Annotated in this window: 27 protein-coding genes; 18 read left to right on the top strand and 9 right to left on the bottom strand. The window is 40.0% G+C overall.

Annotated elements, in window-relative coordinates; translation table 11 throughout:
• Window positions 1-113: 113 nt before the first annotated feature.
• From atpE to QUB80_RS27420, 4 genes are all read right to left on the bottom strand, one after another.
• Window positions 114-359: an ATP synthase F0 subunit C gene (gene atpE, locus QUB80_RS27435; RefSeq protein ID WP_016874655.1), complete on the bottom strand. Its 246-nt coding sequence runs from the start codon at window positions 357-359 to the stop codon at window positions 114-116.
• A gap of 180 nt (window positions 360-539) precedes the next feature.
• Window positions 540-1,295: a F0F1 ATP synthase subunit A gene (gene atpB, locus QUB80_RS27430; RefSeq protein WP_289792640.1), complete on the bottom strand. Its 756-nt coding sequence runs from the start codon at window positions 1,293-1,295 to the stop codon at window positions 540-542.
• 95 nt (window positions 1,296-1,390) lie between these two features.
• Window positions 1,391-1,849 carry an ATP synthase subunit I gene (locus QUB80_RS27425; protein WP_289792639.1) on the bottom strand — a complete coding sequence of 153 codons (459 nt, stop codon included), beginning with the start codon at window positions 1,847-1,849 and terminating at the stop codon, window positions 1,391-1,393.
• Between the two features lie 411 nt (window positions 1,850-2,260).
• Window positions 2,261-3,442: a class I SAM-dependent methyltransferase gene (locus QUB80_RS27420; protein ID WP_289792638.1), complete on the bottom strand. Its 1,182-nt coding sequence runs from the start codon at window positions 3,440-3,442 to the stop codon at window positions 2,261-2,263.
• Between the two features lie 130 nt (window positions 3,443-3,572).
• Here QUB80_RS27420 and QUB80_RS27415 point away from each other — a divergent pair, with 130 nt between their 5' ends.
• The 5 genes from QUB80_RS27415 (at window position 3,573) to QUB80_RS27395 (ending at window position 9,975) form a co-directional block, all read left to right on the top strand.
• The gene (locus QUB80_RS27415; protein WP_289792637.1) at window positions 3,573-4,307 is read left to right on the top strand and encodes a 2-phosphosulfolactate phosphatase; all 735 of its coding nucleotides are present in this window, start codon (window positions 3,573-3,575) and stop codon (window positions 4,305-4,307) included.
• A 387-nt stretch (window positions 4,308-4,694) separates the two neighbouring features.
• Window positions 4,695-8,105 (top strand): phycobilisome rod-core linker polypeptide, encoded by a 3,411-nt coding sequence (locus QUB80_RS27410; protein WP_289792636.1) that lies wholly within the window; start codon window positions 4,695-4,697, stop codon window positions 8,103-8,105.
• Between the two features lie 403 nt (window positions 8,106-8,508).
• Entirely contained in the window at window positions 8,509-8,994 is a 486-nt protein-coding gene (apcA, locus tag QUB80_RS27405; protein WP_026087462.1) for an allophycocyanin subunit alpha, read from the top strand.
• Window positions 8,995-9,058: 64 nt separating this feature from the next.
• A complete protein-coding gene (gene apcB, locus QUB80_RS27400) occupies window positions 9,059-9,544 on the top strand; it encodes an allophycocyanin subunit beta (protein WP_289792635.1) in 486 nt (161 codons plus the stop codon).
• A 224-nt stretch (window positions 9,545-9,768) separates the two neighbouring features.
• The gene (locus QUB80_RS27395) at window positions 9,769-9,975 is read left to right on the top strand and encodes a phycobilisome linker polypeptide (protein ID WP_016874647.1); all 207 of its coding nucleotides are present in this window, start codon (window positions 9,769-9,771) and stop codon (window positions 9,973-9,975) included.
• A 184-nt stretch (window positions 9,976-10,159) separates the two neighbouring features.
• Here QUB80_RS27395 and QUB80_RS27390 read toward each other — a convergent pair whose 3' ends face one another.
• Window positions 10,160-11,155: a hypothetical protein gene (locus tag QUB80_RS27390; RefSeq protein ID WP_289792634.1), complete on the bottom strand. Its 996-nt coding sequence runs from the start codon at window positions 11,153-11,155 to the stop codon at window positions 10,160-10,162.
• 793 nt (window positions 11,156-11,948) lie between these two features.
• Here QUB80_RS27390 and QUB80_RS27385 point away from each other — a divergent pair.
• From QUB80_RS27385 to QUB80_RS27365, 6 genes are all read left to right on the top strand, one after another.
• The gene (locus QUB80_RS27385) at window positions 11,949-12,719 is read left to right on the top strand and encodes a class I SAM-dependent methyltransferase (RefSeq protein ID WP_289792633.1); all 771 of its coding nucleotides are present in this window, start codon (window positions 11,949-11,951) and stop codon (window positions 12,717-12,719) included.
• On the top strand, window positions 12,716-13,450 hold the full coding sequence (locus QUB80_RS27380) for an iron-containing redox enzyme family protein (RefSeq protein WP_289792632.1): 735 nt from the start codon (window positions 12,716-12,718) through the stop codon (window positions 13,448-13,450). The genes QUB80_RS27385 and QUB80_RS27380 overlap by 4 nt, the downstream gene beginning before the upstream one ends.
• Window positions 13,451-13,658: 208 nt before the next feature.
• Complete coding sequence (locus tag QUB80_RS27375) at window positions 13,659-14,210, top strand: heme NO-binding domain-containing protein (protein WP_289792631.1); 552 nt, start codon at window positions 13,659-13,661, stop codon at window positions 14,208-14,210.
• A gap of 7 nt (window positions 14,211-14,217) precedes the next feature.
• Complete coding sequence (locus tag QUB80_RS27370) at window positions 14,218-15,678, top strand: sensor histidine kinase (protein ID WP_289792630.1); 1,461 nt, start codon at window positions 14,218-14,220, stop codon at window positions 15,676-15,678.
• Between the two features lie 164 nt (window positions 15,679-15,842).
• Window positions 15,843-16,049: a hypothetical protein gene (locus tag QUB80_RS34975; protein ID WP_336622357.1), complete on the top strand. Its 207-nt coding sequence runs from the start codon at window positions 15,843-15,845 to the stop codon at window positions 16,047-16,049.
• Window positions 16,050-16,106: 57 nt separating this feature from the next.
• Window positions 16,107-16,934, top strand: coding sequence for a glycosyltransferase (locus QUB80_RS27365; RefSeq protein WP_336622356.1), 828 nt, complete (start codon window positions 16,107-16,109; stop codon window positions 16,932-16,934).
• Here the strand turns inward: QUB80_RS27365 and QUB80_RS27360 are convergent.
• Window positions 16,895-18,145, bottom strand: coding sequence for a glycosyltransferase family 4 protein (locus QUB80_RS27360; RefSeq protein ID WP_289792629.1), 1,251 nt, complete (start codon window positions 18,143-18,145; stop codon window positions 16,895-16,897). The genes QUB80_RS27365 and QUB80_RS27360 overlap by 40 nt on opposite strands.
• A gap of 190 nt (window positions 18,146-18,335) precedes the next feature.
• Between QUB80_RS27360 and QUB80_RS27355 the strand changes: the two genes are divergently transcribed.
• From QUB80_RS27355 to QUB80_RS27335, 5 genes are all read left to right on the top strand, one after another.
• Window positions 18,336-19,247 carry a hypothetical protein gene (locus tag QUB80_RS27355; RefSeq protein ID WP_289792628.1) on the top strand — a complete coding sequence of 304 codons (912 nt, stop codon included), beginning with the start codon at window positions 18,336-18,338 and terminating at the stop codon, window positions 19,245-19,247.
• A gap of 10 nt (window positions 19,248-19,257) precedes the next feature.
• Window positions 19,258-19,935, top strand: a complete 678-nt coding sequence (locus QUB80_RS27350) for a hypothetical protein (protein WP_289792627.1) — start codon at window positions 19,258-19,260, stop codon at window positions 19,933-19,935.
• Window positions 19,936-19,942: 7 nt separating this feature from the next.
• Window positions 19,943-20,572 (top strand): FHA domain-containing protein, encoded by a 630-nt coding sequence (locus QUB80_RS27345; RefSeq protein WP_289792626.1) that lies wholly within the window; start codon window positions 19,943-19,945, stop codon window positions 20,570-20,572.
• Window positions 20,573-20,616: 44 nt separating this feature from the next.
• Window positions 20,617-21,615 (top strand): UDP-N-acetylglucosamine--LPS N-acetylglucosamine transferase, encoded by a 999-nt coding sequence (locus QUB80_RS27340; RefSeq protein ID WP_289792625.1) that lies wholly within the window; start codon window positions 20,617-20,619, stop codon window positions 21,613-21,615.
• A 79-nt stretch (window positions 21,616-21,694) separates the two neighbouring features.
• The gene (locus QUB80_RS27335; RefSeq protein WP_289792624.1) at window positions 21,695-22,894 is read left to right on the top strand and encodes an FtsW/RodA/SpoVE family cell cycle protein; all 1,200 of its coding nucleotides are present in this window, start codon (window positions 21,695-21,697) and stop codon (window positions 22,892-22,894) included.
• Window positions 22,895-22,974: 80 nt separating this feature from the next.
• Here the strand turns inward: QUB80_RS27335 and QUB80_RS27330 are convergent, their stop codons facing one another.
• The gene (locus tag QUB80_RS27330; RefSeq protein WP_289792623.1) at window positions 22,975-23,127 is read right to left on the bottom strand and encodes a hypothetical protein; all 153 of its coding nucleotides are present in this window, start codon (window positions 23,125-23,127) and stop codon (window positions 22,975-22,977) included.
• Window positions 23,117-24,142: an SDR family oxidoreductase gene (locus QUB80_RS27325; protein ID WP_289792622.1), complete on the bottom strand. Its 1,026-nt coding sequence runs from the start codon at window positions 24,140-24,142 to the stop codon at window positions 23,117-23,119. Before QUB80_RS27325 ends, QUB80_RS27330 begins: the two co-directional genes overlap by 11 nt.
• A gap of 305 nt (window positions 24,143-24,447) precedes the next feature.
• Here QUB80_RS27325 and QUB80_RS27320 point away from each other — a divergent pair, with 305 nt between their 5' ends.
• On the top strand, window positions 24,448-24,684 hold the full coding sequence (locus QUB80_RS27320; RefSeq protein ID WP_289792621.1) for a DUF7219 family protein: 237 nt from the start codon (window positions 24,448-24,450) through the stop codon (window positions 24,682-24,684).
• Between the two features lie 20 nt (window positions 24,685-24,704).
• On the opposite strand, the gene QUB80_RS27315 is transcribed toward QUB80_RS27320, so the two are convergent.
• A complete protein-coding gene (locus QUB80_RS27315) occupies window positions 24,705-24,920 on the bottom strand; it encodes a hypothetical protein (protein WP_289792620.1) in 216 nt (71 codons plus the stop codon).
• Window positions 24,921-25,373: 453 nt separating this feature from the next.
• Here QUB80_RS27315 and QUB80_RS27310 point away from each other — a divergent pair, with 453 nt between their 5' ends.
• On the top strand, window positions 25,374-26,180 hold the full coding sequence (locus QUB80_RS27310; protein ID WP_289792619.1) for a creatininase family protein: 807 nt from the start codon (window positions 25,374-25,376) through the stop codon (window positions 26,178-26,180).
• The last annotated feature ends 54 nt before the right edge of the window (window positions 26,181-26,234 follow it).

Here is a 26,234-nt window from a genome sequence, read left to right as displayed (position 1 = left end):
TATTTTCAGTCAACCCTTGATTGTGTGTCTAGAGACCCAATAACTATAAAGGGTCACCCTAGACTACAGACGTGAACTTTCACGTCTGTTAATTACATAAAGAGTTTTAAGTCTTAGGAAAATGGGTTAGCAAACAGCAACACCAGCGCAATCACCAGACCATAAATTGTCAGTGATTCCATGAAAGCTAGAGTTAACAGCAGAGTACCGCGAATTTTTCCTTCTGCTTCTGGCTGACGAGCAATACCTTCTACTGCTTGACCAGCAGCATTTCCTTGACCAATACCAGGGCCAATTGCAGCTAAACCAATTGCCAAAGCGGCAGCAAGAACTGAAGCAGCAGAAATTAATGGATCCATTTTGATTTTCCTTACTTCGACTACAAAACGAACGGTTTTTGGTTTGAGATTTTAGATTTTGAATCAAACTCAAAATTCGAGCTGCCAAAATCTAAAATTACATCAACTGAGGACTTCAACAGTTAACAGTTATTAGTTATCAGTTTTTCTTTACTGTTCACTGTTCACTGTTCACTGTATCTAATGTTCCTCATGCTCTTCACCACCATGTCCCTCCATCGCCTCATGAATATACGCGCCTGCTAGTGTGGCAAAAACCAGGGCTTGAATGGCACTAGTAAATAACCCCAAAGCCATTACCGGCAGAGGTATGAATAGAGGAACTAAAAGAACCAGCACTGCCACCACTAGTTCATCCGCCAAGATGTTACCAAAAAGTCGGAAGCTTAGGGATAGAGGCTTGGTGAAATCTTCTAGAATCGCGATCGGTAGCAGGATCGGTGTCGGCTCGATATACTTTTTAAAGTATCCCAGACCGCGCTTGCTAAAACCGGCGTAAAAGTAAGCCAAAGATGTCAGCAACGCCAGTGCTACTGTCGTATTGATGTCATTGGTCGGAGCCGCTAATTCACCCGAAGGCAGCTTGATGATCTTCCACGGCACCAAAGCACCCGACCAATTTGAGATGAAGATAAACAAAAACAGTGTGCCAATAAATGGCACCCAAGGACGGTACTCTTTCTCACCAAGCTGGTTTTTCGTCAGATCGCGAATAAATTCCAAGGCATATTCCATCAAATTTTGTATGCCACTAGGAATTCTCTGGATGTTCCGAGTCGCGGTAAGTGAAGCCACTACTAGAATGGCAATCACAAACCAAGAGGTGAGAAAAACTTGTCCGTGTATTTTCAGATTGCCCAATTGCCAGTAGAAATGTTGACCGACTTCTAATTCGGCAAGGGGAACAGAATTGAAGAAGTTCAGAAAATTCAGCATTTCCTTCCCATATCAATTATTTCTCCAATCTTAGCTGGAGAACAGGAACAGAGCCTGGTGTGGATTTTTTCCCAAAAACCCCACATTGAGCCATTTTAAGGTTGTCGAGGATTCGGTAAAGCAGAGATAAACGCCTCCCGAATGACGTAGAAGATGAGCGTTGCTTTATAAGTGAGAAAACCCAAAAATATGGGCAATATTTGTAGCTGATTCCACCGAGATGCCACTAGAATTATGATTACTAGTAAAGCAAACCGATTTTTACTCAACTGCCGTTTTTCTTGGCCCAGTCGCTCAACATCTTTTGCCAACATCCTCACATAAACCATGCCAGTAGCTGCCCCAAGAAGATAATTTAGGGCAATGTTTAGGGAATAGAAAATCCACACAGAGATAAAAATAATCCCCGTCAAGACAAGTGTAATTACCAAGAACTCCTGATAGAGTTGATAAAACTCCTGCATGGAGTCTACTGGTTCTGTGTCCTCAAAACCAGATTGAGTATCTTGTCGTTGTGTTGGTGTGGGATCAGTTGATTCATCAGACAAGCTCACGGGACTCGAAACCAGTACAGCTAATTATGTTGACTGCACATTCAGCCAGCTAAATCATATCACGATTGAGTAACAATACTTTAGAAAAAAACAATTCACTTAACTGTTAACCAATGGAAACGGAGTGTGGAGAGTGCAAGATAGCAAGCCCAGATGAGCGAGGAAGAGAACGATTTCTCATCTTGTGCCTCTACTATACTATCTCATGCTTCTTGGGACTGTGCGTTTTTCTGAAAGTCATAGCAGCACCATTTTCGATTGAGAGAGCATTAGTTCTCGTTACCAGGGAACGGGGAAAAGGGGAAAAGGGGACAAGGGGACACGGGGAGGAATAGACTAGCAACCTATTAACTACTAACCACTAACAAATGATTATTGACCACTGACTAATGACCAATGATTATTTAATGATTAAGCAGGTGTTAATAAAATTAGCTGTTGCTTGAGGAATTTTCTGAGTTCATCTAAACCAAGCTGCACATTTGCCAAAATCTCGGCTACTGTTGATTGACTATTACAATTTTGGAGAAACTCCAACTCTGCTGGTGACAAGTTGACTATTTGGTAATCGTAATTAAATATACAATGGCTGGGAAAGCCATCTATACAGGGATTAAGTTCGGGAATAGCTGCCAAAAGGATTTTATCCTCTGACCAGTCAGCTTTAGCTAGGGGAGGGCGACCGAGGAAAAATTCGTAATGGGTAACTTCTGGATCTAGTAATTCTATGAGGCGATAACGTTGGCGATCGCTTAAATTTTGCGCCCGTTCAATCAATTCTGGTGCTTTGCTCAAAAGTCTTTCTAAATCCCAAAAACCAGGATTAGAAAAACCAATAAATTCCAATCCCGATGCATCAATTAATTCAAATAAAGTTTCAATATTGTAGTCTATTTCCTGGGGATGGACGTACATATCGGCAAAGCACTCGTCACGCTGATTTTCCAGTGACCAACGTTCTTTTTCTCTCTTGACAAGTCGATTATGTTCTGGAAGCGAGGTAAATATCTTTCGTCCTACCTGAACACCATCGCGGTAGTCGCCCTGTTTTTCGCCTTGGAGGAGAGCGATCGCTTTTTGCATCAGTTGAATTTCCCAGCGTCCCAACTCTCCATACACAAAGATGTGCATTAAGCCGCCTGGGGCTAACTTCTTTGCTAAGGCTTGCATACCGCGAATCGGATCGGGTAAGTGGTGCAGCACTCCTACACAATTAATAAAGTCAAACTCACCCGGAATTTGTTCCACATCGTACAAGCTGAGGTGATGAAACTCCACGCGGTTTGCTTTTGAACGCTGGCAACGCTCTTTTGCTACTTCTAGAGCACCAACACTGAGGTCAATGCCTACAACACTAGCTTCAGGATTAAGGTGAACTAAGTACTCTGTTCCTACTCCCGTACCACAGCCAGCATCTAAAATGTGGATGTTTTGCTTTTGAGGTTTTCGTCCAGTACAGAAGTTGTAGGCAGCTAGCCAATTCCAACGCCAGTTATAACCTGGGGGCGGTTTATCTAGTAGCGGTTCTGGAGGAAAGGGGTAGGTGTTGTATAAATTGGCAACAGCAGCGCTAATGGTTTGTGAGTCGGACATATCTGGAGCTGTAATCGCAGTATTTTTGAGTTTATCGCTTGTGGTTGCTATTTAGGCGATCGCGTTTGAGTAGAAGGCAGAAGGCAGATGGAAGGACACGGGGACAATGAGACGCGGGGACACGGGGAATATGATTTTTAATCAATCAGAATACGATTTGCGTTGTGAGTGGGGTCAACAAGGAATTGTCCAACTTGCTTCTATCAGTGATGTAGTTGTAATCATTGATGTACTTTCTTTTTCAACCTGTGTGGAACTCGCCACTAATAATGGCGCGATGATTTTTCCGTATCCAATTAAAGACGAATCAGCAGTAGATTATGCTAAGTCGGTACAGGCAGAGTTGGCAAGTCATAGACAGAGTTTGTCTACAAGTGGATATTCTCTCTCCCCAGCATCGCTAACTCAGATTCCGGCGGGAACTCGACTAGTTTTGCCCTCACCTAATGGTTCTACTCTCTCCTTGCTGACTGGGACTACACCCACCTTGGCTGGTTGCTTGCGCAACTGTGAAGTTGTGGCTCAGTTTGCCCAAAGGTATGGCAGTAAAATTGCCGTGATTCCTGCTGGTGAGAGGTGGCAAGAGGATAGTAGCCTGCGATTAGCGTTTGAGGATTTGATTGGTGCAGGGGCAATTCTCAGCTATTTAGATGGCAGTTTATCGCCAGAAGCAGAAATTGCTGTGGCGGCATTTCATGCTTTTAAAAAAGATTTATTGGCGTATTTACAAAAATGTAGTTCTGGCAAAGAATTAATTGCACGTGGGTTTGAGTCAGATGTTGAACTGGCAGCAGCTTTTAATGTGAGCAATTGTGTACCTTTGTTTACTCAAAACGCTTACGTTAAACAAACTGGTGTGGCTTAGGGAACGCATCGCCAAAAAAACTTGAATACATTGGAGCGCATGGATTTTATTGCGATCGGATAAAATCAAGCTAGCTAATACCCTTTTGGCAAACTCTCTGCATGAGGCTTGGTTATCTACAGATACAAATACAAAACTTAGGTTTTTTCTCAGGAAACTGGAGTTGGCATCTTAAATAACCTATACATTAACGCTACAGTTTCTACACACTTCTTAATAAAGCCCCAGATAAATCGCAAAACGTTCTAATCTAAAAGCTGATTGGGTTAATTTTTTTCTGGCAGATTAGAAGGCGACACGGGAGTGCATAAAAATATCCATGTGTCAAGCCTAAAACTGGCTCAGACTTAACACATAAACGCATATGATGGGAGTTTTACAAATCCGATGAGTGTTAAGGCAAGTGGTGGAAGCTCAGTTGCGCGTCCGCAACTATACCAAACCCTAGCAGTATCAACCATTTCTCAGGCAGAGCAGCAAGATCGCTTTCTGGGAACTGGTGAACTGAGTGAACTGGCTAATTATTTTGCATCTGGCGCAAGACGTTTAGAAATTGCCCAGATACTAACGGACAATTCCGAGATAATTGTTTCTCGTGCTGCCAACAGAATTTTTGTTGGCGGTTCACCAATGGCTTTCTTGGAAAAGCCCAGGCAACCAGAAGTGGCGATGGCAGTAGCAGCAGCTGCATCTTCCTCGGATGTCAGAGATGCAATGAAATTGGGAACTGTCACCTATGTGGAAACTCGTGGTGGCTTCCTAGAAAATTTACGTTCCATCTTTAATTCTTCACCGAGCGGCCCGACTCCTCCAGGATTCCGACCAATTAACATCGCCCGTTATGGGCCTGCTAACATGGCGAAGAGCTTGCGGGATTTATCCTGGTTCCTGCGCTATGCTACTTATGCGATCGTTGCTGGCGATCCCAACATCATCGCTGTGAATACGCGCGGTTTACGGGAAATTATTGAAAACGCTTGCTCTGGTGAAGCAACAATTGTGGCTTTGCAGGAAATGAAAGCAGCGGCGCTTTCTTATTTCCGCCAAGATGCTGAGGCAGCAGACATTGTGTCTCAGTACATGGATGTTTTGATTACAGAATTCAAAGCACCTAGCCCTTCTAATAAACTGCGGCAGCGTCCTTCTGGCGACCAACAAGGTTTACAACTGCCTCAAATTTACTTTAATGCAGCTGAGAGGCGTCAAAAGTTTGTGATGAAGCCTGGGCTATCCGCATCAGAAAAAACAGAGGTTGTCAAGGCGGCATATAGGCAAATATTTGAGCGTGACATTACTCGCGCTTACAGCTTGTCTATTTCTTACTTAGAATCTCAGGTCAAGAATGGCGACATCTCGATGAAAGAGTTTGTTCGCCGTCTTGGCAAATCTCCACTTTATCGCAAACAATTTTACGAACCCTTTATTAACAGCCGTGCTCTAGAACTTGCTTTTCGTCATATTTTGGGAAGAGGGCCGAGCAGCCGGGAAGAGGTACAAAAATACTTTGATATTGTTTCCAAAGGTGGTCTAGCAGCATTAATTGATGCTTTGGTGGATTCTGAGGAATACTCTGACTACTTTGGCGAAGAAACAGTACCTTACATTCGCGGCTTGGGTCAAGAAGCTCAAGAATGTCGTAACTGGGGGCCGCAGCAAGATCTGTTTAAATACAGTGCGCCTTTCCGCAAAGTACCTCAGTTTATCACGACCTTTGCTGACTACGAACAACCTCTGCCCGATCAGCATCCCTACGGTTCCGGTAACGATCCGCTAGAAATTCAGTTTGGAGCAATATTCCCGAAAGAAACTCGCAACCCTAGCAGCCGTCCTGCTCCTTTTGGTAAGGATACAAGACGTATCCTCATTCACCAAGGGCCAGCAACTAACAACCAGACTGGCAACCCCAGTGCTCGTGGTGAGTTTCCTGGTACTTTGGGTGCAAAAGTGTTCCGCTTGGATCAAATTCCCAGAACACTGAGTAAAGGAACTGGCAAGGGCGCAAGCGTTAAATACTCCGAAAGCTCTACTCAAGCGGTAATTCGGGCAGCTTACCTGCAAGTTTTCGGTCGCGATGTCTACGAAGGACAACGACTAAAAGTGCAAGAAATTAAGCTAGAAAACGGCGAAATTTCTGTACGTGAGTTTATTCGGGCTTTGGCGAAGTCAGATCTGTTCCGCAAGCTGTACTGGACACCGCTATATGTTTGTAAGGCGATCGAGTACATCCACCGCCGTTTGTTAGGGCGTCCAACCTATGGTCGTCAAGAAAACAACAAGTACTTTGATATTTGCTCCAAGAAGGGCTTTTATGCCTTAGTGGACGCCATTATTGACTCCGAAGAGTACAGTGAGGCTTTTGGTGAAGATACAGTTCCATACGAACGGTATTTGACGCCAGGTGGTGTGGCTTTGCGGAAACTCCGTGTTGGTAGCATCCGTGAAGATGTGGGTGCAAAAGTTGAGAAGGAAGAAACGCCACGCTTTGTAGAACTGGGTACTGTCAAAGAAAGCCGGACAGAACCTGATGTTCAATTCCGCATCAACCAAGGCGTTAGCAAGAAGCGCGAACAAAGGAAAATCTTTAAGTTGGTGGCGGGTACAAACGACAAAGTCGCCGTACAAACCGCAATTAGCGCTGCCTATCGCCAGATTTTCGAGCGGGATATTGCACCTTATGTTGCTTCTTCCAGAGAATTCAAAGTATTGGAAAGTAAGCTTAGTAACGGTGAAATCACTGTTAAGGAATTCATTGAAGGTTTAGGTTGTTCTAGCTTATACTTGAAAGAATTCTATGCGCCTTATCCCAATACTAAGGTAATTGAACTTGGAACCAAGCATTTCTTAGGAAGAGCGCCATCAGATCAGACGGAAATCAGGAAGTATAATCAGATTCTTGCAACTCAGGGTATTCGCGCATTTATTCGAGCAATGCTAAATACTCCAGAATACCTGCAAGCATTTGGTGAAGACACCGTACCTTACAACCGCTTTGCAACTTTACCGGCCGCAAACTTCCCGAATACTCAGAAGCTATATAACCAGCTGACCAAGCAAAGTAAGGATATTGTCATCCCCAGCTTTGAGCCTACTAAGTCGCGGATGAATGTTGCCCAAATGCCTATTATGGCGAAGGCGATCGCAGATATGGCGGCACAAGCAAAGGCGATCGATAAGAGCAAGCCGTTGTTTGTTGAATTGGGTCGTTCCTTTAACGATGGTCGCGGACAGTCGGTAGAAGTGGGTGTAGGTACTACCCGCCGCAAACCCGCACGTATTTACCGCATGACTGTAGGGGCAAACCAAGCAGAAATGCAACAGGTGATGAACGCCATTTACGTTCAGGTAATGGACGTATTTAGCGGTCAAATTCCTCAGTATTTCCGCCGTTCTGATTTAGAAAGTAAACTGCGGAACGGGGAAATTTCTGTACGCGAGTTTGTGCGCGATTTAGCTAGCTCCGAAATTTATCGCAAGCGCTTCTACACCCCCTATCCCAACACCAAGGTGATCGAATTCCTCTTCCGTCACCTGTTGGGACGCGCACCAGCTACTCAGGCAGAAATTCGCCAGTACAACAAACTACTGGCTGATGGTGGCTTGAAAGCAGCTGTAGAGGCGATGGTGAACAGCCCAGAGTATGCCCGTTACTTTGGTGAGGATGTAGTGCCTTACCAGCGCTATCCGTCCCTACCTGCGGGTAACTACCTCGGCAGTGTCAAGGCAGCAGCAGACTTAGTCAAGCAGTCTTGGTCTAGCTTGTCTCCATCTGTATTAACTGGGCGCTATAGCCAAGGTTAAAAACTTTTCATTTTCTTTGGCTATCTTTTGGTAGTTTTACAGCAGAGGAAACCAGGGGAGTTGTACGGTCCCTCGGCTCCTCTAGCTTGTTCTGGCTCTTGTTGCAACTTTTCGTAACATGGCTTTCAGAATAGTGGTGCGACCTTAAACATGAAAAGTAATGTTACAAACTGTTAAAAGCAGTCATAAATGCTCAACATAATGCCCGAAAATAATTCCGGAAGGTAGCTGAATTTATAAAGCTTGTTTACTCGTAATTACTCAAGCAGGCTCGGAATGTAATATTTCCAGCATCTTATATAACTGCTGAGTCTAAAAAAGCGGAGACAAGCAAAATCAGCCACTTAGAAGTCGCACCAGTTTAATCAAATTCTGGTTTTATTCGTATTGGAGGAATCCATTAATGAGTATCGTCACGAAGTCCATCGTGAATGCAGATGCAGAAGCCCGCTATCTCAGCCCTGGCGAACTGGATCGGATTAAGAGCTTTGTTTCTGGTGGTGAAAAGCGCCTACGGATTGCTCAGGTTTTGACAGACAACCGTGAGCGGATTGTTAAGCAAGCTGGCGATCAGCTCTTCCAAAAGCGCCCTGATGTTGTTTCTCCTGGTGGCAACGCTTACGGTCAAGAAATGACCGCTACCTGCTTACGCGACCTAGATTACTACCTCCGCCTTGTTACCTACGGTGTTGTAGCTGGTGATGTTACCCCAATCGAAGAAATTGGTATTGTGGGTGTTCGTGAAATGTACAAGTCTCTCGGTACTCCCATCGATGCCGTTGCTGCTGGTGTAAGCGCAATGAAGAATGTTGCTGCTTCCCTGTTGTCTGCTGATGATGCTTCTGAAGCAGGCGCTTACTTCGATTACGTCGCTGGTGCTTTGGCGTAGGTAAAGCTGTTTCTGTGCTGAAACAGAAGTATTGCAATAAAGTTGGAAATAAGGAAATAACAACATGCAAGACGCAATTACCGCTGTTATTAATTCTTCAGACGTTCAAGGTAAGTACTTGGACACTGCTGCTCTAGAGAAGCTCAAGGGCTACTTCTCGACTGGAGAACTACGTGTACGTGCTGCTACCACCATCGCTGCTAATGCTGCTGCGATCGTGAAAGAAGCTGTGGCTAAGTCCCTCCTGTACTCTGATATCACCCGTCCCGGCGGTAACATGTATACCACTCGCCGCTATGCTGCTTGCATCCGCGACTTGGATTACTACCTCCGCTACGCTACCTATGCTATGTTGGCTGGCGATCCCTCCATTTTGGACGAGCGCGTACTCAATGGCTTGAAGGAAACCTACAACTCCCTGGGTGTACCCATCGGCGCTACCGTACAAGCTATCCAATCAATGAAGGAAGTAACCGCTAGCTTGGTAGGCCCTGACGCTGGTAAAGAAATGGGTGTTTACTTCGACTATATCAGCTCTGGTTTGAGCTAGGAGATAGTTTGCGCTTAAGAGTTTAGGTGCGACTTTAGATTAAGGTCTGGAAATCAGTCGTGAGTGCTAGGGTGTTATGTCGCTTATCAAGCTAAATAAATGAATGATGAGTGATAACTGTCTAGTATTGACGCTTGATTTCCAGCCTTGGAATGAATAAAGGCAAAAAAGACAAGATTTTGAAATAAAAAAGTTTTCACTTTCGCTACAGGAGATTTACGACAATGTCGCGCTTATTTAAAATTACTGCTTGCGTTCCCAGCCAAACTAGAATTCGCACTCAACGGGAATTGCAAAATACTTACTTCACTAAGTTAGTTCCTTATGAAAACTGGTTCCGCGAACAGCAACGTATTCAAAAAATGGGCGGCAAAATCGTTAAAGTAGAATTAGCTACTGGTAAGCAAGGAACAAATACTGGTTTAGCTTAATGTAATTGCTATAGACCAAATTATTGTAGGGAGTTGCAAGAGGTCTGTTTGACCTCTTTTTCGTATTATTATCTCAATGTAAGATCCTCGACTTTTTGTAAAAGTCGGGGATCTGTGTTTTTAGTCTATTTATAGTGTTCTTGTAAAAATCGGCTTGTTTGAAAATCGAACGAGTGCAAAAGGTTTAATCAAACATTTTTAGGAGACGATATCCACGCGTATAGAGTGGAACTGGGCTTCCTACTTTCTGCCTTGCCTTTGTCTGTTCAACAGTTTCATCAAATATAATTAATGTTTCCTTACCTACCTTCAACCACTCTTGGTAAGGTATGCTCATATCTTGTTCTATACCACCAATACTCGGTGGTACCATTGCCCGGTATGCTTCGTTGAATTTTCTGCGAAATCTAAAATCTACTGAAATTCTTAGTCCTTCTGTTTTACGTCTAACTGTTTGGTGCAAACCGCGAGCATCGTTGAAATACATCGTACCGTGTTGTAGTTGTGCTTCTGGGTAGGAGACAACCATCGGAATATCCCTACCTTCATCAAAGTCGGACATTACCCGCATTGCTTGTAGTTCCATTTCGCGGGGCATTTCACCAGCTTCGATAGTTATATTGTCTATGTCACCAAACAACGGCAAAATTACTACTGTTGCATCTGCTGGAACTCCTGCCCAAACATCGCTATGACATTTTGAGCTAGCAAAGGGTAAACGAGATTTTTCTGGCTCGGTTTTGCCGTATACCATGCGGAGATTTACTGGCAAATCTACTGCATCGATTAAGTCATTTGCTCCTAATTGGTAAAAAGCTTCAGCAACACTTTTTTGAAAAAGGTTAAAAGCTAGAGTGTGTTCTCGCTTTGGCATCAAAAGTCCAGTTCCGGTATAGTTAGACAGAGTATTTTTTGCTTCTAGCAATCTCTGAAGCATTTGTGGTTCTGAGAGAATGATAGGGCTATTTAAACAAGCTGAAATGTAAGTTGCCGCTGCAATTTTGATTTGCTGGAAGAGTTCAGGCTTGAGTTTGTGTTCAAAAAGTAGTCGGTACAGTCGTTTGGTAGCAATGCGATCGCTAAGTTCATCAAATAGTTGATCGCCTAGTTGAGAGAATGCGATCGCGCGCTCATATTCTGAATGCTTGTTTAGTTCTGCTTTAGCTAATAATCCTTTCATGATTATCCTTACTTAATTTTAGTGATTGAATAATTTGGGTTTATAAATAGAGGAATATTATTTCTGAATGAAAAATTCTACTAGTTTTCTAGATTACTAATAGAGTGCTTACTAATCAAATCTAATGAAAACCAATAACCTTATATTGAATGAATACAAATGAAGTTAAAAGAGTAGTAACCCGGAAAAACTCTATAAATTAGAAATAAAGACATAAGGAAAAGTATTTATTTTTTTTAAAGTATATTTAATTATGAAGCTTAATCTAAAAAACATGAAATTTTATTGAGGTATTATCTAGCTTTGTATGAATTTTCTAGTAAATAAATAGAAGATAGTGTAAACAATATAGTTTTGGCTTACTTTAGTAACTTCTTAATATCAAAGTCAGAAAAATCAGTAAAATCAACATTATCAACAAAATATACAATTGCTAAAACTATAGGTAGCTGATAAAAACTTATTTTTCTTAGAAAAGGGCAGATTGATTGACCAGAAGTTGAGTTTGAGTCATTTTAATAAGTTTTTCAGGCTTGATGCTCAAAAATGTTCGTTTTAAATACTTTGTATTTGGTGGATTGTATATTGCTAATGACAATTGAATGCTAGTTAGTGAAGTATACAATTTAGTGAAGTATACAATCTAGGAATCAGAATCAGGTAGAAAGGCTGTTTTACTTCTGAAATAGGCTGTAAATATTTTGAAAATAATTTAAAAGTATTTACCAGCTATTTATGCAAACTTCAGGAGTTTAACTAAATAAATTAATTAGAAGACATAAAAAACAGATAAATGACAAGTTCCAATAATCATAATTCCACTAAAAACCTTTATGACAGAACAGCATCACAGTGGGTTAGAGGAGAACCTGCTTCACTGTCTGACTTTACAGCACGCCCCTTTGTGCTAGAACTTTGCGAGCCTGTTAGGGGTTTGCGAGTACTCGATCTTGGTTGTGGCGAAGGTTATTGCAGCCGAGAATTACGTAAAAGAGGTGCGGCACAAGTATTTGGTATGGATATTTCCGAAGGTATGATTGCCGCAGCCAGCTTGCAGGAAGCAGAAGTTTCCTTAGGTATTCACTATCAAGTAGGGTGTGCTACCGAGCTCAAACAATTTGGCGATCGTACATTTGACTTAGTAGTTGCAGTTTTCCTTTTTAATTACTTAACAACTGCTCAAACTCAGCAATGCATAGCTGAAGTCGCACGCATACTTTGCCCTGGGGGTAAATTTGTTTTCAGCGTTCCCCATCCATCCTTTCCTTATATGCGAGAAGCTGCTTATCCCTTCTATTTTGAAGTTAAAGGTAGAGGCTATTTCAGTAAACGAGATTGGCAATTTCCAGGGCGGATATGGAAAAGAGACGGTTCTTGGCTAAATGTGCAATTAGTTCATAAAACCTTAGAAGACTATTTTGATGCTCTCAAAAAAGCTGGCTTCAATACGATGCCAAACCTAAAAGAATTACGAGTTACTCCAGAACATATAGCACTTGATGAATTATTCTTCCGTCCTTTGATTGATTTACCACTTCATCTCGCTATACAGGTATCACGATGAAAAACTTATCTTCTTTTAATAAAGTTCAGGAATCTTTACGTGGAATTACGGCTAATCATCCCCTTTGGAATCATGAATTTTTAAGCCGTTGTCGTGCTAGGCAATTGTCTTTGCAAGAGGTACAAATACTAGCTGTTCAAATGTACAAATTCTCTAAAGAATTTAATCGTATCTTGGCTAGCATTTTATCTTGCTGTAAAGATGAAAGTGCTCAGTTAGTCATCCTAGAAAATCTATTTGACGAAATGGGACAAGGAGATTTAAATCAGTCTCATCCAGAATTATTTCGTCGCTTCACACGTGTACTTGGTATTGATGATGAGATTCTTGCCATACAGGCTCCAACTCTTGAAACTCAAGCCTTAGTTAATACCTACCTACAAATACCACACAAGTATGGTTTTTTAGGTGCTCTTGGTGCAGTGTGTTACGCTTCCGAAGGTATTGTGAGTACACTATATACTCAACTTTATCAAGGCATCATTGGCGCTGCACCTTTACCGAAAGAGTCTTTGATATTTTTTGAAGTACATATTGATGTGGATGATAGTCATGCAGCAAAGTTAGCAGCACTGATTGAACCTCGGCTAACCACAAATGATGAGTTAGACAAGATAAAACTTGCTATTTTAGAGGCAATGAATGCTCGTGTGCAATTCTTTAATGGAGTTCAGCGTCAAATAAATGAGTCTAGCTTGATTACTAATTCATTGATGCTTATGAACGTATAACAAGAAAAAGTAAAAATACTGTTGTAAGTGTGCTGGATTTAGCAACTAAAATAGCATCCAGCCTACTTTATTTTTCTCTTTTCTCCAACTATAGAGTAAAAGCAAAGTTTGGCTATGAAAAAAGCTTTCAAAACAGTGTGTAAAATTTATTCTTGAGTTGGATTCCAAGTAAAAAAATTGAAATTAAATATAAACATTAGGAGGCTGAATGTACGGGTTAGTCAATAAAGCAATTCAAGATATGGTATGTAGTCAGTTTGACGAAAAGATTTGGGAAGAAATTAAGCAAAAAGCAGAGATAGAAGTAGATGTTTTTATCAGAATGGAAGCTTATCCTGATGACATAACTCATAGGCTAGTAAAAGCTGCTAGTGCTGTACTTAATCTGTCACCTCAAGCAATTATGCAAGCTTTCGGAGAATATTGGGTGCAGTATACAGCACAGGAGGGTTACGGTGAACTGATGGATATGAGTGGGGATAACTTAGTTGAATTTCTAGAAAATCTCGATAACCTTCATGCTCGCGTAGGAATTAGTTTTCCTAAACTTCAACCTCCATCTTTTGAGTGTACAGATACAGAAGAAGATACTTTGAGCTTACACTATCGTTCAAATAGAGAAGGACTAGCTCCAATGGTGATTGGTTTAGTTAAGGGATTGGGAACAAGATTTGATACCGAAGTTGATATTACCCAAACCCAAAGTCGGGAAGAAGGGGCTGAACATGATGAATTTTTGGTGAAATATAAACCACAATGAGAACAACATGATTCTTACTCAGTTGAGTCTTTCGTTTGATTCATTTGCAAAAGTATTTCCATTTCATTTTGTAATTAACCGCAAATTGGAAATTATACAAGTTGGTTCTGTTCTAGAACGGATTTGTCCTAAAGAAATAATTGGCAACTATTTTGAACAGTATTTTCAAATTAATCGTCCAAATATTTCAATTAATTTTGATGCCGTTATTAAACAGTCTCGCGCTCTTTTCATCTTAGAATTTCTCCACAATGGAATGCAGCTTAAGGGACAAATGATTTATCAATTAGAGCAGGACTTAGTATTTTTTATTGGTTCTCCCTGGATAACTGATACTAATAGTCTTGCTCCTTTTGGTCTTAAACTCAAGGATTTTGCCATTCACGATCCGATTGTTGATTTTATTTTTTTACTACAAGCTAAGAATATAGCTTTAGCTGATAATGAAAAGTTAACAGCGGAACTAACTCAGCAACAAATGGAATTAAAGAGTGCGCTGCAAATCAAGGAAAACTTAGCTAAAATTGCTAAATCGCAGGCGGAAAGATTAAAAAAATCTTTAGTAGAGTTGCAAGATGCCCAAGCTCAATTAGTTCAAGCGGAAAAAATGTCTAGTCTTGGACAAATGGTGGCAGGTATAGCTCATGAAATTAATAATCCTATTAATTTTATTTATGGCAATATAAATTATGTTGAAGAATACGCACAAGACTTATTAAACTTAGTGAAAATTTATCAAAGGTATAATTGTAATCAAATATCAGAAATTCAAGATTATCTTAAAAAGATTGATTTAGAATACTTAACTGATGATTTACCACAAATCATCAATTCTATAAAAATAGGTGCAGAACGTATTACTGAGATAGTATTATCTCTTCGCAACTTCTCCCGCTTGGATGAAGCCGAGATGAAAAGGGTTGATATTCATGAAGGAATAGATAGTACTTTACTCATTTTGCAACATCGGCTCAAAACTCAATCAAATCGTTCTGGTATAGAAATTATGAAAAAATATGAAAATTTGCCTTTAGTAGAGTGCTACCCTGGTCAACTTAATCAAGTATTTATGAATGTAATTAGTAATGCGATTGATGCGCTAGATGGCCACAAAAGTACAAACTCTATGGCAGACAACCAAGCTCCTCAAAGTAAAATTACAATTGCTACAGAACTATTAGAAAATCACTCTGTTTTAATTAGAATTGCTGATAATGGTTCAGGTATACCTGATGCTATTAAATCACAAATTTTTGATCCGTTTTTCACAACTAAACCTGTTGGAAAAGGCACAGGGCTAGGTTTGTCAATCAGTTATAAAATAGTAGTGGAAAAACACAAGGGACAACTTAGTTGTGTTTCACAACCTGATCAGGGAACTGAGTTCCAGATCACAATACCTTTATCAGTTGATAGCCAAACAGTGAAGAATGTTGAATCACTGAATTATGTGATGCAAGAGAGTTAGTATACTGAGCATACTTAAATTTTGTTTATGTTTTATCTTCCCCCTTCTGTTTGGGAAGCAGTATAAAAAAGCTGCTTCCTTTTTGCTTTTATGAAACGTTTTTTATTTCTTACAGAAAGATTTATACCAGACTTAGGGGGTTAGCCAGTAGTGCGGCGCGATTGGTGACTACACTTAGTCAGTTAAATATCGATGTAGATGTTGTTACTTGGAGTCGTTACCTCCAACCAGGTGAGGTTTTGCCACCTGAACCACAAAATCAATTTCGTGTTTATCGTATTGGTTTATATCGTAACTGGGACATGACGATGCCGCACACACTAAATGTCCTAGACTGGTTGTACTCCTGTTGTGCTTATGATGCTGTTTAGGGACACTATCTGTTTCCAAGTGGTTTTCTCGCTGCTTGGTTTGCTGCACTTAAAGGTATGCCCAGCACTGTTAGTGCTCGTGGTAATGATATTGACAGAGAAATATTCCCACCAGGAGATTTTGCTCGCCTGCAATGGACGCTGCAAAATGCCAGTATGATTACAGCTGTGAGTGCTGATATGGCTGGCAAAGTTAATTTACTGAGTGGGCGCAATGATGTGGTAGTGTTGAAAAATACGGTTAATATAGAAATATTTTGTCCCTCTTTGCTTACAAAAAAGGGAGAAGTTACTAGAGAGTCTTTAGGAGTTGCTCCACAGGAAGTAGTATTGGGGTTCTGTGGAGAATTACGGGAAAAAAAAGGACAGCAGTTTCTACTCAATGCCTTGACAAGAATTCGCACGCAGCGCCCCGCTTGTCTATTAATTATTGGAGAAATCAGGGCAGTTGAAGAATCTGTGTTGCAATCATATAAAACTCAGTATCCAGAAAATGCACTGCGCATAATTATTACTGGGCATTTATCTAACCCAAAGGTGATCGCTCAACATTTACAGTTATGCGATGTTTACCTTCAGCCATCCTTGTGGGAGGGAATGCCGAATGCACTCTTAGAGGCAATGGCTTGTGGGTGTTGCTGCATTGCTAGCGATGCGGGTGGAATTGCGGAGGTGATTTCGCATGGAGAAAATGGCTTTTTGATTTCTCGTTCTCATTTACACAAGTTGGGTGAGGCAGTACTAGATTATTTGGCAATGACACCAGAAGCAAAAAATAGAATTAGCCAAGCAGCACGCGATCGCATCCTCAAACAACATTCCATACTTCAAGAAAAACAGCAACTTCAAACCATTATCGAGCGTTTAATTCCCAATTCTGTATAAGCTGCAATTAAAGCTTTACCAGCAGATTCCCATGTATAAGTTTCCTCTATTCGTTTACGGGCATTTGTTGTTAGTTGTTTTGTCAATTGTGGCTCTTGACGCAATCGCAAAGCAGCATCTTTAATTGCCTTTGCTGAACCTGGCTTAACTAATAGAAAATGTACTCCATCGACTCCCAATTCTCTTACTACTGGCAAATCGCTAGCAATTACTGGTATTCCCGTTGCCATTGCTTCTAAAATTTTGAGGGGACAACAACCTTGAACTAAATTGCGATCGCTAGGTGTAAGTGGCGCCAAAACTAAATTTGAAGCGTGGATGTATTTTACCAATAGGCTTTGCGACATTGGTTCTAGAATAATTAGCTTGTCTGCCACTCCCAGTTTGAAGGCTAATTTTTGTAAAGCTTTAATTTGATAGTTTCTTGCTTGCCCAATCACTGTTAGGTAAGCAGGAAAATTTTGGTTTATTAGTTGTAATGCTTCTATTGCTAGATTTACACCTTGCCAAGGTGAAAGGGTACCAAAGTAAAGCATTTGTAAAGGTGTATTACCAGTATCCCAACCAGGCAAAAACTTATCTTGTAAACTAGACAAGAAGCCCAAACTACAAGATATAGCACCTGAAAAATAGGTAAAAACTTTCAAATCTACACCATTGGGAATTACACGAATTTTTTGGGATGAAATTCCCCTACTTTGCAAATACTGACTAGTGATAGTACTGGGTGTAACTATTAAATCGGCTACTTCCAGACAAATTTGTTCTTGAGAACGTAGTTTATGTAGTAATTCTTTATCATCAGCTATGGCTGGATAGCGATACTTCAGCTCAATTGAAGGCAAACCATTAACTTCAAAAATTAAGCGATCACAATATTGTTTTTTATTGAGTGCGATCGGCAAACCTTCATAAATCGAACGAATCTGCACCACCTCAAACCTCTTTCCTTGAAACCACATTTGTAAGGAACGACGGAAAGATAAAACTCGATGAATTAACGTCTTACCGATAGCAGGCAACATCGTTTGTCTAACCTGTGGGTAAATTTCATTTTCCTTTAATATTTCGACTGTAGGAGAAACCGTTACTAGCTGAACATCACCAAAGGTTGCTGCTAAAGCTTGAGAAAAAGCAGCAATATGAATTGCCGCACCCTTGGAACCGGGAAAATTATCAAAAGAAACGTAAGCTAACCTTGATTTAGACATAAATACTTAAATGTATTTATTGACGCTATTTTTTGGGTTTGTTATACTTGCGGCTGCGATATCTTCATTGATAATTTTTATTTTTTAGAAGTAATTATAAATTCATATTTATAAATAAAAATCAATCTAGTCATTTTCGCAAACTCAAAAATCAATACATATTAACTTATTTTCATAATCAAAAAATGATATGACTATTCAGTCGCATCAATTTCGCGAAAAACTCACCTATGATCAGACAGATAGTGTTACTATTATCTTGACTGATTTACAGAAAATATCCGAAACAATAATAGCAGCTAAGGCAAAACAAGATAATTATAATCAAAAGGGAACTTACTATATATTAGGTTTTATTGTTGCAATTACTTTAGCTATGTTATTACCTAATATGTTTAATATTTCTGCTGTAAATATTATTATTAATTTATTAATTATAAGTAGTATATATTTGTTATGTACTAGTATTTATGTGTTTTTTAAAGCAAATGAATATAAAAAATTATCTAAGAATAACTATAGAATTCAATTAACTCAGCAAGGATTGCAAATGTTTGCTAGAGATATGGATATTATGACTAAAGTAGAGGTGTATTTAAATTTAAAAAATCTTGAAGAAAAAGAAAATAAATTTAGTACTGTTTCCCATCCTTATAAGCCAAATTGGAAAATAGATAATTATCAGTTAAGATGGTTAAAAATTAAAGGAGAATTTTTAGATAAAACTCATTTTGACTTAACAGCAACTCAGTTATCTAAAACTCAATATGGTTGGAAGAGATCGCGTAGTGGCAAGTCTAAATATAAATCAAAGACAAAGCCTTTAGGATTAGATATTGGTGTTACTTTAATTTATCCTCAGTATCGTTATGGCGCAGTTAAAATTTTAAAAGAAGAAATTAACGGTGCGTTAAAATTACCCTATTTTGCTCAATTAAAAGCACTTAAACTGACTGATAAAGCAATACGGCTGGTTGTCAGAGTTTCGCCGGAAATGGTAGATAAACCAGGGGAATTATATAAAACCATTACAATGATTTTTTTAAGTCTTTATCAAGTCTTAAATTTGGCAAAAATATTGTCTAAACCTATTAGTACTTAAAGAAATTATTATGAAAAAAGTCATACTTACTTTCATCTCGTTTGTTTTCATCAGTTCTAGCTTTGGTTGTGATAATGTTGCTAACTCATCTTCTGGTGTGGCTACATCTACTCAACAAGCAACATCCCTGAAGCAGCAATCTTCTAATCCTAATGTTGTTGCTAATACAGAAAAAATTAAATTTAAAACAGAGGGTGGATCAGATTTATTCGCTCTTAAGCAAAAAGAAGATAGTGCAAAGCTAGTTGATGCCAATGATAAAGAGATAGCACGAATTAAGATTGAAGAAAATAATCAGGTGAAGCTAAAAAGTGTTTCAGATAAAACTCTAGGATATATAGTCTCTGAAAAAGAACATTGGAAGCTTGCAAATTCAGAGAATAAGGAACTATATACTCTCCAAAAAATAAATAATAATTATAAATTAAAAGATTGGTCAAATAGAGAAATTTATCAAATTAAAAAGCGTGATTATGGTTTTGATATTGAAAAAGCAAACAACAAGTTAATGTACAAAGTCAAAGTAAAAGAAGGTAAAACTTCTTTGAGAGATAAAGATGATAAAACTATTTTCTCAACTAAATTGGAGTTGACACCAATTGCATTTGCTTGCTTTGGCTTAGATACCCTGACTCGCGAACAACAGGCGGCTTTGGCTTATACTGTAAATTTAACACAAGGAAGATAAACTTTGCATGCTTGAGTTATCTTGGATAGATCCAAATACAGAAGAACGCCGACAACCTAGCTTAGAAACTCCAGTAGCAATAGGAAAAGAATTTACTCAGATGCCACAAGAAAGCAATGGTAAACGGATTTCGCGTATTGTCATCAAAGATGACTTAATAGCAGACTACCATGCTCTGATTAACTGGCAAGATGATGAATTAATTATTACTGATCAGAATACAAAAAACGGGATAAAAATTAATGGTATTCAACTAACTTATGCCAAATTGCAGAATGGCGATCGCATCCAAATAGGTACTTGTGAAATAGTAGTGAATTTTGTAAAGCCAGCTGTAGTAGAATGCGATCGCATGATTGGATTTCTCTTCAAACGTCGTTGCGGACGTACTGACAGAACAGACTGTCTTTATTGCACTCAAGAATATGAAAATAATCACCCTTACTATTACGATTACACTTATTACGATGGATACGGTGTTTATCGCTCTGGCTATTGGGGCAGTGATTATTATTCGGAACTCGATCGCTATTGCTATAGCCCAGAAACAGGCAATGTAGACTTTACAGAAGCTGATTGTGTGAGTTTAGAAGAAGAAAGAGATGGTGATTTTGAAATTAATATGGGTGCAAGTTAGTAAATGGTTAGTGGTTAGTGGTGAGTAGAGAAAACTATTGACTAATGACAAATTGGTTAATTTACGCTTTGGGTGGTGGTTGGGGGCATCTCACTCGCGCTTTGTCTTTGGGAAGAATTGCTGCAACCCAAACAAAAGTGACGATTATTACAAATAGTCCTTATGCAAAAATACTAAGAAATGAAGGTTGCTTATTACATCAGATATCCCACGAGCTTGATTTTAATGCAACTTGCGAACAAGTACGCCAGATTTTACTTAATACTCATTATGACTGCTTGATTGTTGATACTTTTCCTAGAGGCTTGGGAGGAGAATTAGCAGATATTTTGCCGCAATTACATAAAATACCTCGAATTCTCATTCATCGAGATATCAATCCAATTTATGTTACGACAAAAAATTTACACTCTTTTGTTGCCGCCAACTTTGATTTGACGCTCGTACCAGGAGAAGGCAAAAATTTACCCTTCTGTGACTTACCGAACATACAGCATACAGCACCTTGGTTAATTCGCAACCGCTTTGAGTTACCAAACACAACAATAGCGCGATCGCATCTTCTCAAAGTCAATCACTCTGCCAAAATTATCCTCGTGTGTGCAGCAGGCTTGAATTCAGAGTTACCTTTCTATAGCAATCTCGCACTTGAGCTACATGAGATTTTTGATAATTGTGCAGTCAGAATTTTAGCAGCTAGTTGCCCTCCAGAGTGTCCGCAAGATTTATGGATATCTCACCATCCGGGAATTGAATGTTTAGCCGCGGCAGACGTAGTAGTGGGAGGTGGTGGTTACAACACGGTTTACGAATGTGCAGCAGTAGGTGTACCTTTGGTAGCATTCGCTTTTAAACGATTGTACGATCGCCAACATAAAAGGGTTTCTGTGGTATACCCTGCACGGAATATCGCAGATGCTGTTGAGACACTCAGGAAGGTTTTAGACAGGATAAATACTAAGATGATTCTGTCTGTACCTGATTATATTAACGGTGCTGTACAAGCAGTGCGGTTAATAGAAGGAGTTCTGAATGTCGATTAAATTTGAGGAGCGCGATACAGGCGAGAGCGTACTATCATTAAACGTCAATTGAGAACATTACACTTAAATCGTACAGCTTGTGAATCTACGCCGCCTGATTCCATTATTTGATAATACCGTGTCTAGCTGGGCATTAGAGGCACGCCTATTACGCTGGTTAACATTAGTTTGGTTATTCTTTGGCTTAGTGATACTATTTTCGGCATCCTATCCTGTTGCTGATGCTCGTCATGATGATGGGCTGTATTACTTTAAACGCCAACTAATTTGGGTTTTCGTCGCCCTAATATTATTCAACATCACAGTTAACTTACCCCTGCGTAAAATTTTGGGGATATCCCATTGGTTTGTCTTTTTGCTATTGGGGTTTATTTTTCTTACCCTAGTACCAGGGCTAGGTAAAAAAGCTTTTGATGCCTCTCGTTGGATTGCTCTTGGGCCAATTCCAATTCAGCCTTCTGAATTGATTAAACCATTTTTGGTGCTACAAAGCGCACGACTTTTTGGTCAATGGGATAGACTAAGTTGGCGTGTTCGCTTCACTTGGTTGGGTATTTTTTTTCTTGTCATTTTGGGGATTTTGGCACAACCTAACTTGAGTACTACCGCACTTTGCGGTATGACTATTTGGCTAATTGCCTTAGCAGCTGGATTGCCCTACAAATACTTGGGAGGAACAGCAATTGGGGGAGTTGCCTTAGCAGTACTTAGTATCAGCATCAAAGAGTACCAGCGCAAACGGGTAATGTCATTCCTCAATCCTTGGGCTGATGCTACGGGAGATGGCTATCAGCTAGTGCAAAGTTTGCTAGCAGTAGCTTCTGGTGGCACTTGGGGTGCTGGATTTGGGCTTTCTCAACAAAAGCTATTTTACTTACCAATTCAAGACACCGATTTTATTTTTGCGGTGTTTGCTGAAGAATTTGGCTTTGTTGGCAGTATGGTGTTGCTGTTTATTTTAGCGATGTTTGCCACCTTAGGACTAATTGTTGCTCTCAAAACAACTCATCCCATCAATCGACTTGTGGCGATCGGCATAACTATTTTGATTGTAGGACAATCATTACTCCACATTGGTGTTGCTACAGGTGCCTTACCAACTACTGGTTTGCCATTACCGATGTTTAGTTATGGTGGTAATTCTATGATGGCTAGTCTAGTAGCAGCTGGGTTATTGATTCGGGTAGCACGGGAGAGTAGTGAAGCTGAGATATTACCCTTGCGAAGATTACCCAAGAACAGACCAGAACGCCGACAATATAATAAAACAAAACTTTAATTCTATTCTTTAGCAATTTGATCAGACGTGATTGAGTGATAACCTCCTTGGGCTAATGCTAAGGAGGTTATTGATTTTATTTATAAACTGATACCAATTTCCTCTAAAGGTGAAACATATCTTTTTGTAGAGACGTGCCATGAGATGCCTCTACATGATTTATATGTATCGTGATTAACGTGAAATGGTATGAGATGAGCGTGCGATCGCCAATTAAAAAAATCAAGCTTCATTTCTGGAATGCCATCCATCCAGAAACATGGCAGTACCAAATACAGCAAATGCCGTGAATGCTAAAGCACCCCATTTCAGGTATGGATTCATATCCAACCAATCTAGGAAAGTTGGAATTGCAAGATTACTAAAATCTCCCTCAACTCTGTCATAGCCTGAGATGGGAGCAAAAACATTGTCTGGTGCATCCTCTGACTTTGGTTCACTTGTACGCTGCCCGGCAAAACCCACAAGTAGCAACAGTGAATCTACTAAAGAAGGCGAAACTTTTTGTAGCAAATCTAAAATTTTACCCACATCCCCAACAACAAAATCACGTGTGGGATGTTCGGCTGCATAAAGAATGGCGTCAACAACAATATCAGGCTGGTAGTACGGCGGAATTCCTGTAGGTTTAACCCCTAGTTTGGTACGAACCTTATTGTAGTAAGGTGTATTGATGACTGAAGGCAGTATAGAAGTAACGCTGATGGATAATTTTTCATGTTCCAACTCGACGCGTAAAGCTTCTAAAAATCCTTCCAAACCATGCTTGGCGGTGGAATACGGGCTTTGTAATGGCAGACTCCGCCTACCCTCCATAGAAGATATATGAATTAATGCCCCACGTCCCTCACGCTTCAAATAAGGTAACGCAACCATTGCGCCGTATACTTGTCCCATTAAGGTGACATCAACAACTCGTGCAAATTCCTGTGGTGTAATTTTCTCAAAAGGTGCTAGTATACCTGTCGCTGCTGCATGTACCCAAGTATCTAACCGCCCGTATTCTGTCACGGCTTTATTGGCAACTGCTTTTACTTGCTCAAACTCACTTACATCTGCAACTACAGATATCGCCTCACCACCAGAGCTTCTAATCTCGTCTACTAAGGACTTTAATCCAGGTTCGCTGCGAGCCGCAACCACTACTTTTGCTCCGCGCTGGGCAAACTTTAAAGCTGCCAAACGCCCAATACCACTAGAAGCCCCCATGATCGCCACTACCTGTTGATTAATTGGTTTTAATTGCATTGTTTGTTATTTCCACTCTACCCTTCTATGTATTAAGTTTTATTAAGATTAAATCCATCTTTCATAAGACTGGCAAACATAAGATTCTATCCACCTATAGCCTCGTCCTTAAAATAGATGATGTAATAAAATTTCATGTTAATCACAATACATCTAAATCATGTAGAGACGTGCCATGGCACGTCTCTACATTTAATTCCAGGTATTTTTGATGTAGAGAATATTTATTTGTAAAAAATATGACTTGTATAATTGCGAGGTTAAACGTATTAAATAATCAAACACAAGCATGAAGCGGTAAATCAATGTCACAGTGCAATCAGGAAGATAAACACAGCTTTTTCTATCCTCGCAGTCGCTACTACGGTAAAGCTCAACCTGAAAACCTGGCTTTTAATGCCAAACTCCAAGAATTCGCTCATCAAGTCGGCTATATTACTAATTTTGCAACTTCAGGAAAACTCTCGCCTGAAGAAGCTTATACTCAGATGAAAACTCTTTGGAGAGATTTAAAACTAAGCAAAAAAAATCTGGGAATTTGAACACAGTCGATAGAAAAATCCTAAAGATCCTTTTCCCACTGAGATATTACCTGGAAATCATTTGGGGTAAGCGACACCACAATATTTTCGGAATTAACTTGGATCAGCCAGCGATCGCTTGGTTGATTATCTGAGAGTACTTCTCGCCCACAGACTACTCCAACTTTTCCAGCGACATACGCGGGACGTAATATCAATACCTTAGCTCCGATTTGAACGTTCTCTGGGGTGTGCAATCGCCCTCTTCAAACATTAGTACAAGTAAATCTTCAAATTTAGCATAACCTGATATTAACCTTAAGTTAATCTATAATTAAAGATTATTTTTTTGCCTTTGAAGTGGGTGTACAGGTATCTTTATAGTGAGCTGCGGATAACGACACAGCGAAAGCGATTTTGTAAATCTGCATTCAAGACTCCATTCCATGCTTTGACAAAGCCATGAGGCTGAATTTTTAGTAAGTTTAGGTTATTTTTCTGGTTTAGACAAAATCAGCAATATTTAATTAATAATTATGTATAGTTTACGTCTTTTAGAAATCGGCCACAGATGCACACGGATAATTTACCTCTGTACATCGGTAGTCATGATCGCCATAAAATTTGGATGTTGCAAATTTATTATTTGATACGGCTTAAGGTGAGTTTGGCTAATTTAGATTAGACGTAATTTTTAATTGTTTCTGAATATGCACAGCTTTATTCCTCCAGAACGCTTTTTCCCCTACTTGAGTTGGGCTGATATTCAGGCGATGCCAGACAAGGAAAATGTGGTATTAATTCAACCAGTAGGAGCAATAGAGCAACATGGCCCTCATTTGCCTTTGATTGTGGATGCTGCCATTGGTGTGGCTGTACTGGGAAAAGCTTTAGAAAAACTTGATGCAAGAATTCCTGCCTATGCTTTACCAACTCTTTATTACGGCAAATCTAACGAACATTGGCACTTTCCCGGTACGATAACCCTGAGTGCTGAGACTTTATTGGCAACAATTGTGGAAATAGGAGAAAGTGTTTACCGATCTGGATTTAGAAAGCTGGTGTTAATGAACTCCCACGGAGGGCAACCCCAGGTAATGGAAATTGCTGCCAGAGATTTGCACATCACCTACAGTGACTTTTTGGTATTTCCGCTCTTTACTTGGCGAGTTCCACATATTACTTGGGAATTGCTCTCACCTCAAGAAAAACAATTGGGTATTCATGCCGGAGATGCCGAAACTAGCATCATGCTGTCGATTTTGCCAAACCAAGTCAAGATGGAAAAAGCTGTGGCTGAGTATCCTCCACAGCAACCAGAAGATAGCTTGTTGAGTATAGAAGGTAAATTGAGCTTTGCTTGGGCAACACGCGATTTAAGTAAAAGCGGAGTTGTCGGCGATCCTACGACTGCAACAACAGAAAAAGGCGATCGCATCCTCGAATCTGTATCTGATGGTTGGGTACGAGTGATCAAAGATATCTATGCGTTTAAACAACCCCAAGCAAATAAGTAGAAGGCAGCTATGCTGAGGGCAGATGGCAGTAGACGCGTAGGGGCTACTTACCCG

Origin of the sequence: Chlorogloeopsis sp. ULAP01 (assembly GCF_030381805.1) — a bacterium.
Taxonomy (GTDB): Bacteria; Cyanobacteriota; Cyanobacteriia; order Cyanobacteriales; family Nostocaceae; genus Chlorogloeopsis.
Note: the sequence above shows the minus strand (reverse complement) of the source record. Positions and strands in the feature narration are given on the sequence as shown.